This is a genomic window from Paracoccus sp. SSK6 (assembly GCF_039770665.1).
Classification (GTDB): Bacteria; Pseudomonadota; Alphaproteobacteria; order Rhodobacterales; family Rhodobacteraceae; genus Paracoccus.
This window is the reverse complement of record NZ_JBDPNJ010000003.1, coordinates 128,974-144,387: the sequence shown is the minus strand read 5'-3', so window position 1 is coordinate 144,387 and position 15,414 is coordinate 128,974. Positions and strand designations below refer to the sequence as shown.

The 15,414-nt window shown below is 66.5% G+C and carries 13 protein-coding genes; 6 read left to right on the top strand and 7 right to left on the bottom strand.

Features of this window, described 5'->3' with window-relative positions; translation table 11 throughout:
• The first annotated feature begins 55 nt into the window (after positions 1-55).
• The 3 genes from AAIL68_RS03825 to AAIL68_RS03815 all read left to right on the top strand — a co-directional run bounded on the left by AAIL68_RS03825 (position 56) and on the right by AAIL68_RS03815 (position 2,314).
• A complete protein-coding gene (locus AAIL68_RS03825; RefSeq protein WP_347138191.1) occupies positions 56-1,315 on the top strand; it encodes a CAP domain-containing protein in 1,260 nt (419 codons plus the stop codon).
• A gap of 230 nt (positions 1,316-1,545) precedes the next feature.
• The gene (locus AAIL68_RS03820; RefSeq protein ID WP_347138190.1) at positions 1,546-1,821 is read left to right on the top strand and encodes a DUF2218 domain-containing protein; all 276 of its coding nucleotides are present in this window, start codon (positions 1,546-1,548) and stop codon (positions 1,819-1,821) included.
• A 4-nt stretch (positions 1,822-1,825) separates the two neighbouring features.
• Positions 1,826-2,314 carry a gluconokinase gene (locus tag AAIL68_RS03815; RefSeq protein WP_347138189.1) on the top strand — a complete coding sequence of 163 codons (489 nt, stop codon included), beginning with the start codon at positions 1,826-1,828 and terminating at the stop codon, positions 2,312-2,314.
• Positions 2,315-2,426: 112 nt separating this feature from the next.
• Here the strand turns inward: AAIL68_RS03815 and cysN are convergent, their stop codons facing one another.
• The 3 genes from cysN to AAIL68_RS03800 form a co-directional block, all read right to left on the bottom strand.
• Positions 2,427-4,340: a sulfate adenylyltransferase subunit CysN gene (cysN, locus tag AAIL68_RS03810; protein WP_347138187.1), complete on the bottom strand. Its 1,914-nt coding sequence runs from the start codon at positions 4,338-4,340 to the stop codon at positions 2,427-2,429.
• Positions 4,340-5,269, bottom strand: coding sequence for a sulfate adenylyltransferase subunit CysD (gene cysD, locus AAIL68_RS03805; RefSeq protein ID WP_347138186.1), 930 nt, complete (start codon positions 5,267-5,269; stop codon positions 4,340-4,342). Before cysD ends, cysN begins: the two co-directional genes overlap by 1 nt.
• Before the next feature lie 136 nt (positions 5,270-5,405).
• Complete coding sequence (locus AAIL68_RS03800; RefSeq protein ID WP_347138185.1) at positions 5,406-6,653, bottom strand: Hsp70 family protein; 1,248 nt, start codon at positions 6,651-6,653, stop codon at positions 5,406-5,408.
• A gap of 176 nt (positions 6,654-6,829) precedes the next feature.
• Here AAIL68_RS03800 and AAIL68_RS03795 point away from each other — a divergent pair, with 176 nt between their 5' ends.
• Complete coding sequence (locus AAIL68_RS03795; RefSeq protein ID WP_347138183.1) at positions 6,830-7,939, top strand: AI-2E family transporter; 1,110 nt, start codon at positions 6,830-6,832, stop codon at positions 7,937-7,939.
• Positions 7,940-8,045: 106 nt separating this feature from the next.
• A complete protein-coding gene (gene nhaA / locus AAIL68_RS03790) occupies positions 8,046-9,233 on the top strand; it encodes a Na+/H+ antiporter NhaA (protein WP_347138182.1) in 1,188 nt (395 codons plus the stop codon).
• A gap of 263 nt (positions 9,234-9,496) precedes the next feature.
• Here nhaA and AAIL68_RS03785 read toward each other — a convergent pair whose 3' ends face one another.
• Entirely contained in the window at positions 9,497-11,272 is a 1,776-nt protein-coding gene (locus tag AAIL68_RS03785) for an SLC13 family permease (protein WP_347138181.1), read from the bottom strand.
• 128 nt (positions 11,273-11,400) lie between these two features.
• Between AAIL68_RS03785 and AAIL68_RS03780 the strand changes: the two genes are divergently transcribed.
• Entirely contained in the window at positions 11,401-11,529 is a 129-nt protein-coding gene (locus AAIL68_RS03780; RefSeq protein ID WP_347138179.1) for a hypothetical protein, read from the top strand.
• A 150-nt stretch (positions 11,530-11,679) separates the two neighbouring features.
• Here the strand turns inward: AAIL68_RS03780 and AAIL68_RS03775 are convergent, their stop codons facing one another.
• From AAIL68_RS03775 to glcF, 3 genes are all read right to left on the bottom strand, one after another.
• Positions 11,680-12,168: a hypothetical protein gene (locus tag AAIL68_RS03775; RefSeq protein WP_347138177.1), complete on the bottom strand. Its 489-nt coding sequence runs from the start codon at positions 12,166-12,168 to the stop codon at positions 11,680-11,682.
• 156 nt (positions 12,169-12,324) lie between these two features.
• Positions 12,325-14,025, bottom strand: coding sequence for an ABC transporter ATP-binding protein (locus AAIL68_RS03770; RefSeq protein ID WP_347138175.1), 1,701 nt, complete (start codon positions 14,023-14,025; stop codon positions 12,325-12,327).
• A 93-nt stretch (positions 14,026-14,118) separates the two neighbouring features.
• Positions 14,119-15,414 carry a glycolate oxidase subunit GlcF gene (glcF, locus tag AAIL68_RS03765; protein WP_347138174.1) on the bottom strand — a complete coding sequence of 432 codons (1,296 nt, stop codon included), beginning with the start codon at positions 15,412-15,414 and terminating at the stop codon, positions 14,119-14,121.

Below are 15,414 nucleotides of genomic sequence, written 5' to 3'. Positions count from 1 at the left end.
TGGGAATTTTCGCGTTAGGGTTGCATGATCCTGCCCGATTCCGCGAAGGCCGCTCATGTCCCATGCCAATGCAAACGAACGCTATTTCGCCAGCCTGATCAACCAGGACCGCCGCGCCGAAGGGCTGGCATCCCTGTCCCTGGAAAAGCGCCTGAACGATTCGGCCGATGCCCATAGCCGCTGGATGCTGGACGCGGATGTGTTTTCCCATGCCGGGCAAGGCGGATCCACGGCCCGCCAGCGGATCGAGGGCGCGGGCTTCGATCTGTCCGGGTCGTGGATGACCGCCGAAAACATCGCCTATGTCAGCATCCAGGGGGAAAGCGATCTGAGGGACGAGATCCGGCAACTGCACCAGAACCTGATGAACAGTCCCGGCCATCACGCCAACATCATGGGCGATGCGGCTTATCTGGGGATCGGGTTGCAGGTTGGATACCTGAAGGTCGGGGCGCGCGACTACAAGGTGCTGATGGCGGTGCAGAACTTTGCCGACACGGATGGCCAGGTGCGGATCGACACGGGCGGCTTCACGCGTGTCGCGCCTTTGAAGAACAGCGCCGTCCTGCCGACCTATGACGATTGGCGGGAAACATTCGATGGGCAGGTATTCAAGGCGGCGACGGCCGGAACGTCGCGCAATGACGAATACCGGCTGACCTCGCGCAGCGACCTTGTGCAGGCCGGGGGCGGCGACGACTGGGTGTCCGGCGGCGCGGGCAATGATACCCTGCGCGGCAGTTCGGGAAACGACCGGCTGATCGGCGGCGACGGCGCCGACCAGCTGGATGGCGGGACGGGGCATGACAGCCTGCAGGGCGGCAACGGGAACGACCGCCTGACGGGCAGCGATGGCAACGACAAGCTGTGGGGCAACGCGGGGAACGATTCGCTTTCCGGCGGCAACGGGTCGGACCGGATGCTTGGCGGATCGGGGAACGATACCCTGTCCGGCCATGCCGGAGCCGACTGGCTGATGGGCGAGGCGGGTGCAGACACGCTGTCGGGCGGCGATGGCAACGATACCCTGAACGGCGGGCAGGGGAACGACCTGTTGAGCGGCGGTGCCGGGATCGACAGCTTTGTCTTCGAGGCCGGCGGCGGGTCGGACACGATCCAGTCCTATCAGCATGGGATCGACCGCCTGCTGATCGATGCCGATCTGCTGGAGGGCGGTCCCACCGCCTTCATGCGCGATCATATGACAAGGACCTCGGCCGGCGTGGTCATTGACCTGGGCGAGGGCGACCGGCTGTTTGTTGCGGGCTCCAGCCTTACGGTTGCGGGTATCGCCGATGACATCTTCGCATTCTGACAAGGGGGGCTGACATGCGAAAATGCCCGCCAAAAATTGGCGGGCGAACTCGTTAAGTTATTGCTGTCAGGCAATTTTACTACGTGTCATTAACGTGGCGCGTCCAAGGCTGGTTCCAGAAGATCCGCGGGTTGACGAAACGTCAACAGCCGCCTGTCAGGCTGGTGATTGACAACCCTGTCTCTTGGACGCCTTCATCGGGCCCGTATCCGGCAGCGCAAGGACATCCGATGACCAGCGAAACTCCAGGCGCCGGCCCTGCCCATCGCTCCATGACCTGGCCTTGCGAGCATTTCGACCACCGTATCCCCGCCACGATCAAGGGGAACGAAGGCGCCGTCACCCCCGGTGCCGCGCGGCTGGTTGCCTCGGGCGCCAGTCTGGACTGCAGGGTTGCCCGCACCGGCGCGGTGGCGGTTCGACGCCTGCAGGGTATCATCGACCGCCATCTGGCGCGCTTCGCCTGCGGCGGGATCGAGCGCATGGACTGGCAAGATGCGTCCTGAGGCGATGCAGCGCCCCATCCTGGTCATGGGCCCCAGCGGGGTCGGCAAGTCCAGCATCGCCGGGGCGATGGCCCGCCATCTGGACGCCGCCTTCATCGAGGGCGACGATTATCACCCGCCGGAAAACCGCGCCGCCATGGCGGCGGGCCAGCCGCTGGACGATGCGATGCGGCGCCCCTGGCTGCTGGCCCTGGCGGATGCGGTGCGCCAATCGGCGCGGACGCGGCGGACGGTCTTTGCCTGCTCGGCCCTCAAGCGCAGCTATCGCGACCTGCTGCGCGACCGGATCGGGCCGCTGGTGCTGGTCTATCCCCATGCTCCCGCCGAAGTGATCCTGGCGCGGATGAAGGCGCGCGACCATTTCATGCCGCCCTCGCTGCTGCAATCGCAACTGGAAACGCTGGAGGAACCGGGCCCGGACGAGGGGGCCATCCGGCTGGACACGAGGCGGCCCCTGGACGAGACGGTGGCCGAGGCCCTTCGGCAGCTCTAGAAACGGCCTGCAAAGGCGGTCGCTGGTTTGCACGGCCCATCCGGTTCCTGCGACGAAAGACAGCATCCGTCGGGTTGCCTGCCGGATGCCGGTCTGGACGCAGGGCCGTGGTTCACCCTTGCGACAGGATCGCCTCGATCACGCGGTCGGCCGCATCCTCGGCCGAGAGGGTGACGGTGTTGACCACCAGTTCGGCCTGTTCGGGCGCCTCATAGGGGCTGTCGATGCCGGTGAAGTTCTTCAACTGGCCCGACCGCGCCTTTTTATAAAGGCCCTTCACGTCGCGCGCCTCGGCCACCTCCAGCGGCGTGTCCACATAGACCTCGATGAACTCGCCTGCGGGCATCATGTCGCGCACCATCCGCCGTTCCGACCGGAAGGGAGAGATGAAGGCCGTCAGCACGATCAGACCCGCATCCGCCATCAGCCTGGCGACCTCGCCCACGCGGCGGACGTTTTCCACGCGGTCGGCATCGGTGAAGCCCAGGTCGCGGTTCAGCCCGTGGCGCACGTTGTCGCCGTCCAGCAGGAAGGTGTGCTTGCCCATCGCGTGCAGCTTGCGTTCGACGATATTGGCGATGGTGGACTTGCCCGACCCCGACAGCCCGGTGAACCAGACCACGCGGGCCCGCTGGTTCTTCTGCGCGGCGTGCGCCTCGCGGTTCACGTCTGTCGCCTGCCAGTGGATGTTCTGCGACCGGCGCAGCGCGAAATGCAGCATCCCGGCGGCGATGGTGGCGTTCGTCATCCGGTCGATCAGGATGAAGCCGCCCAGGTCGGGGTTGTCGCCGTAAGCCTCGAACGGGATGGGCCGGTCGGTCGAGATGTTGACCACGCCGATGGCGTTCAGGCCCAGCGTCTTGGAGGCCAGATGCTCCAGCGTGTTGACGTTCACCTCGTATTTCGGCTCGGTGATGGTGGCGCTGACGGTCTGGGTGCCGATCTTGAGCAGATAGGGGCGGCCCGGCAGCATCTCGGCCTCGGACATCCAGACCAGCGTCGCCTCGAACTGGTCGGCTGTCTCGCAAGGGGCGTCGGCCTGCACGATCACGTCGCCGCGCGAACAGTCGATCTCATCCGCGAAGGTCAGGGTCACGGACTGGCCCGCGACGGCCTGGTCCAGGTCGCCGTCGAAGGTCGGGATCGCCTTGACGGTCGTGGTCTTGCCCGAGGGCAGGACGCGGATCGCATCGCCCGGACGCACGCTGCCCGCGCTGATCTGGCCCGCGAAGCCGCGGAAATCCAGATGCGGGCGGTTCACCCATTGCACCGCCATGCGGAAGGGGCGGTCCTGCATCCGTGCATCGTTGACCGGCGCTTCCTCCAAGTGGCCAAGCAGGGCCGGACCCTGGTACCAGGGCATCTCGGGGCTTTTCGTGACGATGTTGTCGCCCTTCAGCCCGGAAATCGGGATCGGCAGGAAGCTGTCCATCCCGATCTGCTTGGCGAAATGCGAATAGTCGCTGACGATCTCGTAGAACCGTTCTGCCGAATAATCGACCAGGTCCATCTTGTTGACCGCCAGAACGACGTTGCGGATCCCCAGCAGGTTCACCAGATAGCTGTGGCGCCGCGTCTGCGTCAGCACGCCCTGGCGCGCGTCGATCAGGATCACCGCCAGGTCGGCGGTGGACGCGCCCGTGACCATGTTGCGCGTGTACTGTTCATGCCCCGGCGTGTCGGCCACGATGAACTTGCGCTTGTCGGTGGCGAAAAAGCGATAGGCCACGTCGATGGTGATGCCCTGTTCGCGTTCGGCCGCCAGGCCATCGACTAGCAGGGCAAAGTCGATCTCGCCCCCCTGCGTCCCCGAGACCTTGCTGTCGGCCTCCAGCGAGGCCAGCTGATCCTCGAAGATCATCTTGCTGTCATACAGCAGGCGGCCGATCAGGGTGGACTTGCCGTCATCGACCGACCCGCAGGTGATGAAGCGCAGCATGGTCTTGTGCTGGTGCTTCAGCAGATAGGCGTCGATGTCCTGGGCGATCAGGCTGTCCGCGACATAGACGGGATCCTGGGCGGTCATCAGAAATACCCCTCTTGCTTCTTCTTCTCCATCGACGCAGCCTGGTCCTTGTCGATGGCGCGTCCCTGGCGTTCGGATGTGGTGGTCAGCAGCATTTCCTGGATGACCTCGGGCAGGGTGCGGGCATTGGATTCCACCGCCCCGGTCAGGGGATAGCAGCCCAGCGTGCGGAACCGGACCGACCGCATCTGCGGCTGTTCGCCATCCTTCAGCGGGAAACGGCCGTCATCGACCATGATGAGCAAGCCGTCGCGTTCCACCACCGGACGCGGTTCGCTGAAATAGAGCGGCACGATCTCGATGTTTTCCAGGTGGATGTATTGCCAGATGTCGAGTTCGGTCCAGTTCGACAGCGGGAAGACCCGGATCGATTCGTCCCTGGCCTTGCGGGTGTTATACAGCTTCCACAACTCGGGCCGCTGGTTCTTCGGATCCCAGCGGTGGTTCGCGGACCGGAAGGAAAAGATCCGTTCCTTGGCGCGGGACTTTTCCTCGTCGCGCCGCGCGCCGCCGAAGGCCACGTCAAAATTGTACTGCGTCAGCGCCTGCTTCAGCCCCTCGGTCTTCCACATGTCGGTGTGGAGGCTGCCGTGGTCGAAGGGGTTGATGCCCTGCGCCATCGCCTCGGGGTTGTGGTGGACGATCAGGTCCATGCCTGCCGCCTTGGCCGCCCGGTCGCGCAGTTCATACATCGCCCGGAACTTCCAGGTCGTGTCCACATGCAGCAGCGGAAAGGGCGGGGGCGCCGGATAGAAGGCCTTGCGCGCCAGATGCAGCATGCAGGCCGAATCCTTGCCCACCGAATACAGCATCACCGGGTTTTCGGCATTCGCCACCACCTCGCGCATGATGTGGATGCTTTCGGCCTCAAGCCGCTGCAGATGGGTCAGCGTCGCCGGGGTGATCGGGGGGGCGGCATGGCTGTTCATGGCGTCAACTCTTGCTTTCGTCACGGCTGGCATGGTCGGGCAGGGATGGCCCGCTATCCCTTAGCACAGGGCAAGATGCAAGTTTTGAATGGCTGAAAAACCTTTGTTTCCTGCGGATGCGGGCTGCCTTGGAATGCTATTCTTCCCCTGTCGCCAAAGCCAGACCATCGACCACGGCGGTAAAGGCGTCCGACCGGTGCAGACGCGCCGATGGCATCATCCGCGCCGCCAGATCCGTCACCAGGCCCATCAGGCTGGACCCGCCCACCAGCACCACGCTGCCGATCCCCTCCGCTGCCACGCCCGCGCGCGACAGGGTTTCCGCAACTGCTTCTTCCAGGTCGCGGCCATGGCCCTGCAGCGCGTCCCGCAAGGACGGCCCGCTGATCGGTGCGGCCAGGCGCGGTTCGATGAAGCCCATGGCGATGTTGTCGCCCGTCCCGCCATTGGCCGCGATCTTTCCGCGTTCGACCGCAAAGGCCAGGTCATGGCCCAGTTCGTCGGTCAGCACTGTGACCAATCGCTCCAGAGGCGCCGGTTCCACCGCCAGCCGGGCCATCTGCCGGGCCAGCCTGCGGTTTTCCGGGGTATAGACAAAGGGGATATGCGCCCATGTCGCCAGATCGGCATAGATGGCGTTCGGCACCGGCAAGAGGCCCGGCCCCATCTCGCGCCGCAATTGCCCCCCATGGCCCAGCAGCGGCATGGCATGGGTCAGCGACAGGGCCGCGTCGAAATCCGTCCCGCCCAGACGGATGCCGTGGCTGGCCAGAATCCGCACCCGTCCGCCCTCGGTCCGATAGACCGAAAAGTCCGAGGTGCCGCCGCCGATATCCAGGATCAGCCCGGTTTCCCCGGCCCCGCCCATTCCGTGGCAGGCCAGTGCCGCGGCCTCGGGTTCCGGCATGAAGGCCACCTCCGTGAAGCCCGCCGCGTGATAGCAGGCGCGCAGGTCGGCCTCGGACTGGGCATCGCGGGCGGGATCGGAATGGAAATGCACCGGCCTGCCCGACAGGACGCGCGTGAAGCCGTGGCCGACCGCCACCTCGGCCCGCCGGCGCAATTCGGCCAGAAAGCCCGCGATCACATCCGCAAGCGTCCGCCGCCTGCCGGCGATCAGGCGCGATTCGTGCATCAGGGGCGTGCCCAGCACGCTTTTCAGCGCGCGCATGTAGCGGCCTTCCTCGGCCCCGGTCAGGGCGCGGGCGGCGACCTCTCCCATGCGCATCGCGCCGCCGCGTGCGGGAAAGAAGACGGCGGTGGGCAGGGTGTCCGACCCGGCCTCGACCGGGATGCGGTGGACGGTGCCGCCCTCCATGATCGCGGCGGCGGTGTTCGAGGTTCCGAAGTCGATCGCAAGGACGGGGGCAAGGGTGGGGGACATGGACCGGCCTTTCCTGCAAAGCCCCGGCGGCTATCCGGTCGGGCCGCCGTCCGCAAGCCTTGGCCGGAGAATTCCCCGCAAGACGGGTTGACGCGGCGATCAACAATGCAACAGTCAGGGAAACAGGCGGAACACCGAAAGGCAGGCGCGACGGCATGATCGACCCACAGCACGCAATGCCACGACGTGACGCGCCCGAACAGGACGATCCGGCGACCCCCTTTCCGCTGATCAGCGACATATCCGCCGCGCGCTGGCTTCTGGTCTTCATCATCGCCGCCGCCGCCTATTTCTTCCACGGCTTCCTGGTGCCGGTGCTGGCGGCGACGATCATCGCCTTCGCAAGCTGGCCCCTGTCGCGCAGCGTGCAGCGGGGCCTGGGGATCGACCGCACCGCCACCGCCGCGCTGTTCGTCCTGGTGATCGTGCTGTTCCTGGTCGTGCCGATCGCCATGGCGCTGCTTTATGCCTTCCGCGAATTGCAGCAATGGATTTCCTGGGTCTTCGCCGTGAATGCCTATGGCGCCCCCGCGCCCGTCTGGATGACCGAACTGCCGCAGATCGGCGACTGGATCGACGAACAATGGGCGCGCCATGTGGGCCGTCCCGGCGCCATCGCCGAACTGGTGCAGCTGACCAGCGGCAGCACCATCGCGTCCATCTATCGCAGCGTGCTGGCGGCGGGGAACGTGGCCTTCCATCTGGCGCTGAACTTGCTGTTCATGCTGATCGCGCTGTTCGTGTTCTATCGCGATGGCGACAGGATCGCGGGCCAGATCGACGTGGTGGGCGCGCGGATCCTGCCCCGCCGCTGGGAACGGCTGTCGCGCGTGGTGCCGCTGACCATCAGCGCCACCGTCACCGGCATGGCCCTGATCGCCATGGGCGAGGGGGTGATCCTGGGCATCGCCTACTGGATCGCGGGGGTGCCGTCCCCGGTCACGCTTGGGGTCATCACCGGCATCATGGCCCTGGTGCCGGGGGGCGCGCCGCTGTGCTTCACGCTGGTGTCGATCTATCTGGTGGCCAGCGGATCCACCCTGGCCGGGGTGGCCCTGTTCCTGTGGGGCTCGATCGAGCTGTTCGTGGTGGACAAGACCATCCGCCCCGTGCTGGTCGGCGGTCCGGTCAAGATGCCCTTCCTGCCCACGTTCTTCGGGCTGGTGGGGGGCGTCAAGACCATGGGCATCGTCGGGCTGTTCGTGGGCCCCGTGCTGATGGCCCTGCTGGTCGCCATCTGGCGCGAATGGCTGCGGGAAATCAGGACGCATCCCCAAAACCCTTGATCCCCGGTCCGTGCTGAATATTATCCCGTTCATGGCGTGTGCTGCGTGCGCCCAGGGACGACCCTGATTACGGAGACTGGTTGCAACCGTTTCTGAAAGGGGCCCCATGGCAGGACGAATCCAGAACACCATCCGCAAGTTTCTCGACAGCGGCTCGGCCGGGGGGATGCTGCTGATCGCGGCGGCGGTCCTGGCGCTGATCGTCGCCAATTCGCCGCTGTCGGATGGCTATTTCGAGGCGCTTCACACTTATATCGGGCCCTTGTCGCTGGGCCACTGGATCAACGACGCGCTGATGGCGCTGTTCTTCCTGATGGTGGGGCTGGAAATCAAGCGAGAGATGGTGGACGGCCATCTGTCGTCCTGGCCGCGCCGCATCCTGCCCGGCGTGGCGGCGGCGGCGGGCATGGCGGTGCCTGCGCTGATCTATCTGTTCTTCACCGCGGGTACCGGGGCCACGCATGGCTGGGCCATCCCCTCGGCCACCGACATCGCCTTTGCGCTCGGGGTGATCTCGCTTCTGGGGTCGCGGGTGCCGACCTCGCTCAAGGTTTTTCTGGCGGCACTGGCGATCCTGGACGACCTGGGGGCGGTGGTCGTGATCGGGCTGTTCTACACGACGGGGCTGTCGCCGGTCGATCTGGGACTGGCCGGGATGGTCCTGGCGGTCCTGGTCGGCATGAACCGGGCAGGCGTCCTGCGCTTGTGGCCTTATCTGGTGCTTGGCGCGGTCCTGTGGTTCTTCGTCTGGCGGTCGGGCATCCATGCGACCATCGCGGGCGTGCTGCTGGCCCTGACCGTGCCGCTGAAACGCACCCCCGCCACGCCCGAGGCGCGCCCCTCCGAAAGCCCGCTGCACCGGCTGGAACATCTGCTGATGGTGCCGGTGTCGTTCTTCATCATCCCCATCTTCGGCTTTGCCAATGCGGGCGTCAGCTTCGCGGGCGTGGGGTCTGACGCGCTGCTGGCGCCGGTGACGATGGGGGTGGCCGCAGGCCTGGCCCTAGGCAAGGTGGTCGGAATCTTCGGCGCGGTGGCGATCCTGGTGCGGCTGGACTGGGCCGACCTGCCCGCAGGCGCAAGCTGGCTGCAGATGTTCGGCACCGCCCTTCTGTGCGGTATCGGCTTTACCATGAGCCTGTTCATCTCGCTTCTGGCCTTTGCCGAGCCCCTTCTGCAGGACGAGGCCAAGATCGGCATCCTGATGGGATCGCTGGTGTCCGGCGTCGCGGGCTATGCCGTGCTGCGCTTCGCCAAGCGCGAGGCTCCGCGCCGGGTGCAGTCCGCCCGCTAGGGGCGGATGGGGATCTCCATTTCAAGAGAAGCCTCGGCACGGGCGGAAAAAGGAAACGCATGCGTTTCCCCGCCCGCGTGATCGGGTGCCCCTAGAGACGTTGCCGCGCCGCGACCCTGGCAGGCCGGCGCCCGACCCGGCGGGCGCTGGCCAGGCCTTTGAGGCCCGGCGGTTCAGGTGGTGATCGCATCACGTGGCGAAGGCGATGGCCTTCGCCAGTCAAGGGCGGACGCCGGATGAATATCTGCTGAAGCCAGCGTGCCCTACACCGGCCAGACCGCCAGGATCAGCGGCACCCCGGTCAGCACCACCAGCACCGACAGGGGCAGGCCCAGCCGGGGATAGTCGCTGAAGCGGTATCCCCCCGGCCCCATCACCAGCGTGTTGCACTGATGCCCGATGGGAGTCAGGAAATCGCAGCCCGCGCCCACGGCCACCGCCATCAGGAAGGCCTCGGGGGCATAGCCCAGGGTGCCCGCGAAGGTCACGGCGATGGGCGCCATCACCAGCACGGTCGCGGCGTTGTTCAGGAAGGGCGTCACCGCCATGGCCGCGACCATGATCAGCGCGACCGCCCCCCAGACCGGCAGGCCCGTCGCCACCTGCGACAGCCAGGCGCCGATCAGGTCGGTGCCGCCGGTGGTCTGCAAGGCCTCGCTGACGGGGATCAGCGCGCCCAGCATGATCAGCAGCGGCCATTCCACGGCCTCGTAGGCGCGCTCAGCGCTGATGGCGCCGGTGACGATCATCAGCACCGCCGCGCCGAAAAAGGCGATGGCCACAGGCAGGAGGCCCGCCGCCGTCAGGCCCATGGCCCCGCCCAGGATCAGGATCGGCATCAGGTCCTTCCTGACACTGCCGATGCCGAGGCTGCGTTCCGCCAAGGGCAGCAGCCCAAGCGCGCGGATGCGTTCGGGCAGCAGGTCCACCGGACCCTGCAGCAGCAGCACGTCGCCCGCCTGCAGCCGGGTCTTGGACAGCCGTTCCGTCATCCGGTGCCCCGACCGCGACACGGCCAGCAGCGCCACCCCCTGTTCGTCGAACAGCCGGATGCTGCCCACGCTCTTGCCGATCAGGGATGATGTGACGGTGGTCACGGCCTCGATCACGCCGATCTTGCTGGCGGGCAGGTCCAGCCGGGACGCCGTGTCATGCCCGGTCAGTTCCAGCCCGCCCTGAGCGACCGCGCGTTCCAGCCCGTCAGGCTCGCCCCGCAGCAGCAGGATGTCGCCCGCCTCGATCACGGTGTCGAACAGCACCACCTTGCGGCGTTCTCCGCCCCGGATCAGGCCGGTTACGGTGATCTCGCCATCCGCAAGGCCGATCAGCCCGCCGATGGTCATGCCCACTGCGGCCGATCCCTCGGGCACCGCGGCCTCGGTGTTGTAGTCGCTGATCTTCACCGCCTCGCCCAGGGATGCCGTGGCCCGGCGGTCCGAGGGCAGCAGGCGCCAGGCGAACATCAGGAACAGGACGCCCACCGCCGACAGGCCCAGGCCCACGGGGGCGAAGTCGAACATGCGGAACGGCTGGCCGGTCATTTCCTTGCGCACGCCCGACACGATGATGTTGGGCGATGTGCCCACCAGCGTGATCAGCCCGCCCAGAAGCGATCCGAAGGACATGGGCATCAGGTACAAGGACGGCGACTGCCCGGATTTCCGCGCCATCTTCAGCGCGGCGGGCATCATCATCGCCAGCGCGCCGATGTTCTTGACCAGCGACGACAGCAGCGTCACCGACCCGACAAGCACCAGAAGCTGGACCTGCATCGTCTTCAGGCGGCGCACCAGCCAGCGCAGGATCGCCTCGATCAGGCCGGAGCGGGACACGGCGGCGCTGACCACAAGGGCGCTGCCCACGATGATGACGATGTCGTCGGAAAAGCCGGTGAAGGCGTGGTCGGGCGTGACCGTTCCCGCCAGGAGCGAGGCCAGCAGCGCCAGCATCGCCACCACGTCATAGCGGAGCCTGCCCCAGATGAACAACACCATCATCACGCCGACGATGGCAAAGGCAAGCATCTGCTGTGTTGTCATGGAAAGCCCTTCGATGCGTCCCCGGAGAAGGGGAAGACATGCGCAAAACCGATGCGGCGGGGAATTGGTTTCCCGGCCGCAGGGGAGGGACGGCAAGAATTTTTCTGATCCCTGCGGCGGCGCGGGGAATGGCGCGCAAGGCCGGCTTCGGCTGCGAGGACGCGAAGATGGCCGACCTTGCCGTGCTGCGGGAACGGCCCCTGTTCGCGCCCTGCGTCGCGGCCTTGGGTCCGCTGGCCGCCGATCCGCGCGTGTGACGCGCGGCGACGATCTGATGGCCGGAACGGGGGAACAGGCGCGTCAGGCCCGCCAGCACCTGCTGGCGCGGGGAATGGACCGCATGGATTTCAGGGCCGCAGCCCGCCGGGGCTGACGGCGGCGGAGATCGCCCCCGCCCGCGCGTTCGTTCAGGCGTTCCGGCGCCGCGCCGCCAGACCCGGGGCACCGATGGCTGCCGCCAGCAGCGGCAGGGTCGCGGGCAGGGGCACGGGGGCAGGCTGGTCGTCGATGCGCACAAGGCTCATCCTGGCGTTGCCCGCCGAAAGAAGACCGGCCGCGAAATCGATGCCGGCGTTCAGGAAGCCAAGGTTGATCGAGGTTCCGTTGAAGGCGCTGACATCGATGCCCGCTTCCAGGGTTTCCTCAAGCTCGTCCAGGCCGCCATCCACTTCGGCAAAGATATAGGCGGCAAATCCCAGATAGTTCGGGGCACCGGGGATCAGGCCCATGCCCGAGAAGTCGAGCGTGTAATTGCCCGCCTGCTCGATCTCGTAGATGATGCCGCCGAATTCCAGAAAGGAAAGGTCCACGCTTCTGACCGTGGCGGCTTCGGAAACCGATCCCATGCCAAGCGTGGTCAGGAAGGCCATGGCGGTGGCCTGCAGGGCTGCTTTCATCGTAACCTCCATACGAAACACTTCAACAATGCCTCCTGCCGCAAGCAGGAGGTTGCCCCAATATGCCGGAAGATTAACGATTTCCTAAGGACTGATTCATGCTGCGGGCAGTATTTTCGCAGGGCGCAGGCGCGGGCCGAAATGGCGGGCGCTGCGTCAGGCTGCAAGCCGGGCATAGATGCCGCCCTTGGCGATCAGGTCGGCATGGCTGCCGATTTCGGCGATCCGGCCCGCCTGCATCACCACGATCCGGTCCGCGTTGCGGATCGTGCCCAGCCGGTGGGCGATGACCAGCGTGGTGCGGCCCACGGCCAGGGCATCAAGCGCCTGCTGGATTTCCCGTTCCGTCTGGCTGTCCAAGGCGCTTGTCGCCTCGTCCAGGATCAGGATCGGCGGGTTCTTCAGGAAGGCGCGGGCGATCGCCACACGCTGCTTCTGCCCGCCCGACAGCATCACGCCACGTTCGCCGACCACCGTGTCCAGCCCGTCGGGCAGGCTGTCGATCATCTGGGCCAATTGCGCCTGCGCGGCGGCTTGGCGAATCTCCTCATCCGTGGCGCCTAGGCGGCCATAGCCGATGTTTTCCCGCAGGGTGCCGCCGAACAGGAACACGTCCTGGCTGACCAGACCGATCTGGCGGCGCAGGCTGTTGAGCCGCATGTCGGACAGCGCCAGCCCGTCCACGGTGATCCGGCCCCGCGTCGGTTCATAAAAGCGCGGCAACAGCGCCAGCAGCGTCGTCTTGCCCGCCCCCGACGGGCCGACAAAGGCCACGGTCTCGCCTGCGCGGATGGTCAGGTCGATGTCGTCCAGGATGGTGCGGCTTTCCTCATAGGCGAAGCTGACATTCTCAAAGACGATGTCGCCACGCAGGGCCGGGGCCTCGATGGCGTCGGGGGCGTCGGTGATCTCAGGCTCGGTCGCCAGCAGTTCCTGATAGCGGCGAAAGCCCGCGATGCCGCGCGGATAGGTCTCGATCACGGCGGCGATCTTTTCCAGCGGGCGATAGAAGACGCCGACCAGCAGCAGAAAGCCCACGAAGCCGCCGGTGGTCAGATCGCCCGACAGCACGAAGCCCGCGCCCACCACCATCACGATCACCTGCACCAGCCGCAGGCCCATGTATTGCAGGGCGTTCGACGCCGCCATCACGCGATAGGCGTCCAGCTTGGCCTGGCGATAGCGGGCGTTGTCGGCGGCGAACAGGTGGTTCTCATGCGCCTCGTTCCCGAAGGCCTGGACCACGCGGACCCCGCCCAGGGTTTCCTCCAGCCGGACGTTGAAATCGCCCACGCGGGAATAGATGGCCCGCCAGGTCTGCGTCATCCGTCCGCCATAGACGATCACGATGGCCAGCATCGCGGGCACGATCAGCGCCACGATCACCGCAAGCTGCGGGTTGACCCAGAACATCAGCGCGAAGGCGCCGACAAAGGTCATGATCGCGATGAAGGCGTCCTCGGGGCCGTGATGGGCGACCTCTCCGATCTCCTCAAGATCGCGGGTCACGCGGGCGGTCAGCTTGCCGGTGCGCGCGCGGTCATACCACCGCCAGGACAGCCGCGTCAGGTGATCGAAGGCGCGGGCGCGCATTTCCGTCTCGATATTGATGCCCAGCTTGTGGCCCCAATAGATCACCACCGTCAGCAGGCCCGCGTTGATCGCGTAAAGCGCCAGCAGCCCTGCGGCGGCGGCGACGGTCAGCGTCCAGTTGCCCTGCGGCAGCAGGTGGTCGATGAAGGCGGTGATCGCCAGCGGAAAGGCCAGTTCCAGCAGGCCCGACAGCACCGCGCAGCCGAAATCCAGCCAGAACAGCCCCATGAAGGGGCGGTAATAGGAAAAGAACTGGCGCAGCATCGGGTTTTCCTTCGGGACCGGCGCGGCTTGCCATGCGCCGCCACCGCGATCCGCGTCATGCCACAAGAGGCCACCCGGCGCCAGAAGCCCGTGCTAGGCCAGGTCTTGCAGCGCGCGCGGCCTTGGTCCTCCGGTGGCCCAGTCCAGCAGTTCGGCGGTATGGACGACCGGCACACCGGTGCCCGACCCGATCTGCATCATGCAGCCGATATTGCCGGCGCTGATGACCTGGGGCTTCGTGGCCTCCAGCGTGGCGACCTTGCGGGCCTTCAGCTCGGCGGAAATCGCGGGCTGCATCAGGTTGTAGGTTCCGGCCGATCCGCAGCAGATATGGCTGTCCTTCGGCTCCAGCACCGTGAAGCCCGCATCCGCCAGCAATTCCCTGGGCATGGACTTGATTTGTTGGCCGTGCTGCAAGGAACAGGCGGCGTGATAGCCGACGCGCAGGGGGGCGGCATGGGTCGCGTCCCGCAGGCCCAGGTCGGACATCACCTCGGTGATGTCCTTCGCCAAGGCCGCCACGCGGGCCGCGTCCCCTTCCAGCGGATCGCCCGCGAACATGTGGCCGTAGTCCTTGACGGTCGTGCCGCAGCCCGAGGTGTTGATGACCAGGGCGTCCAGGCCCTCGCCGTCGATTTCCGCCGTTAACGCGCGGATATTGGCGGCGGCGAAGGCATGGCTTTCGTCCGTACGGCCCATGTGATGGGTCAGCGCGCCGCAGCAGCCAAGCCCGCGCGGGATCACCACCTCTGCGCCATGGCGGCGCAGCAGGCGGATGGTGGCGTCGTTGATATCGGTGTTCAGCGCCCGCTGCGCGCAGCCCGTCAGCAGCGCCACCCGCTTGCGGCGGGTGCCTTCGGCCGGGAAGACCTGCGGGCGGTCGTTCAGGCTGGGCGGCGGGATGTCGCGGGGCGCCATGTCCAGCATGGCGCGCAGCCGCGCGTCGGGCATCAGGCGGCGGAAGGGGCGGCCCAGCTTCGCGCCCAGCAGCGCCAGCCGGAAGCGGCCCGGATAGGGCAGGATCCTGGCCAGCATCCAGCGCAGCAGGCGGTCGGACAGGGGCCGGCGATAGTTGGTTTCGATATATTCGCGGGCGTGATCGACCAGATGCATGTAATGCACGCCGGACGGGCAGGTCGTCATGCAGGACAAACAGGACAGGCAGCGGTCGATATGCTGGACAGTCTTGGCGTCCGGCACGCGGCTGTTTTCCAGCATGTCCTTGATGAGATAGATCCGCCCGCGCGGGCTGTCCAGCTCGTCCCCCAGAACCTTGTAGGTCGGGCAGGTGGCCGTGCAGAAGCCGCAATGGACGCAGGTGCGCAGGATTTCGTTGCTGCGCGCGGTCAGCGGATCGGCCAGTTGTTCGGCGGTAAAGGTAGTTTGCAT

Excerpts from the sequence above, each read along its gene's own strand:
- AAIL68_RS03825 (WP_347138191.1), top strand. The coding sequence starts at position 56 with ATGTCCCATGCCAATGCAAACGAACGCTATTTCGCCAGCCTGATCAAC.
- AAIL68_RS03820 (WP_347138190.1), top strand. The coding sequence starts at position 1,546 with ATGACCAGCGAAACTCCAGGCGCCGGCCCTGCCCATCGCTCCATGACC.
- AAIL68_RS03815 (WP_347138189.1), top strand. The coding sequence starts at position 1,826 with ATGCAGCGCCCCATCCTGGTCATGGGCCCCAGCGGGGTCGGCAAGTCC.
- cysN (WP_347138187.1), bottom strand. The coding sequence starts at position 4,340 with ATGACCGCCCAGGATCCCGTCTATGTCGCGGACAGCCTGATCGCCCAG.
- cysD (WP_347138186.1), bottom strand. The coding sequence starts at position 5,269 with ATGAACAGCCATGCCGCCCCCCCGATCACCCCGGCGACGCTGACCCAT.
- AAIL68_RS03800 (WP_347138185.1), bottom strand. The coding sequence starts at position 6,653 with ATGTCCCCCACCCTTGCCCCCGTCCTTGCGATCGACTTCGGAACCTCG.
- AAIL68_RS03795 (WP_347138183.1), top strand. The coding sequence starts at position 6,830 with ATGCCACGACGTGACGCGCCCGAACAGGACGATCCGGCGACCCCCTTT.
- nhaA (WP_347138182.1), top strand. The coding sequence starts at position 8,046 with ATGGCAGGACGAATCCAGAACACCATCCGCAAGTTTCTCGACAGCGGC.
- AAIL68_RS03785 (WP_347138181.1), bottom strand. The coding sequence starts at position 11,272 with ATGACAACACAGCAGATGCTTGCCTTTGCCATCGTCGGCGTGATGATG.
- AAIL68_RS03780 (WP_347138179.1), top strand. The coding sequence starts at position 11,401 with ATGGCGCGCAAGGCCGGCTTCGGCTGCGAGGACGCGAAGATGGCCGAC.
- AAIL68_RS03775 (WP_347138177.1), bottom strand. The coding sequence starts at position 12,168 with ATGAAAGCAGCCCTGCAGGCCACCGCCATGGCCTTCCTGACCACGCTT.
- AAIL68_RS03770 (WP_347138175.1), bottom strand. The coding sequence starts at position 14,025 with ATGCTGCGCCAGTTCTTTTCCTATTACCGCCCCTTCATGGGGCTGTTC.
- glcF (WP_347138174.1), bottom strand. The coding sequence starts at position 15,414 with ATGCAAACTACCTTTACCGCCGAACAACTGGCCGATCCGCTGACCGCG.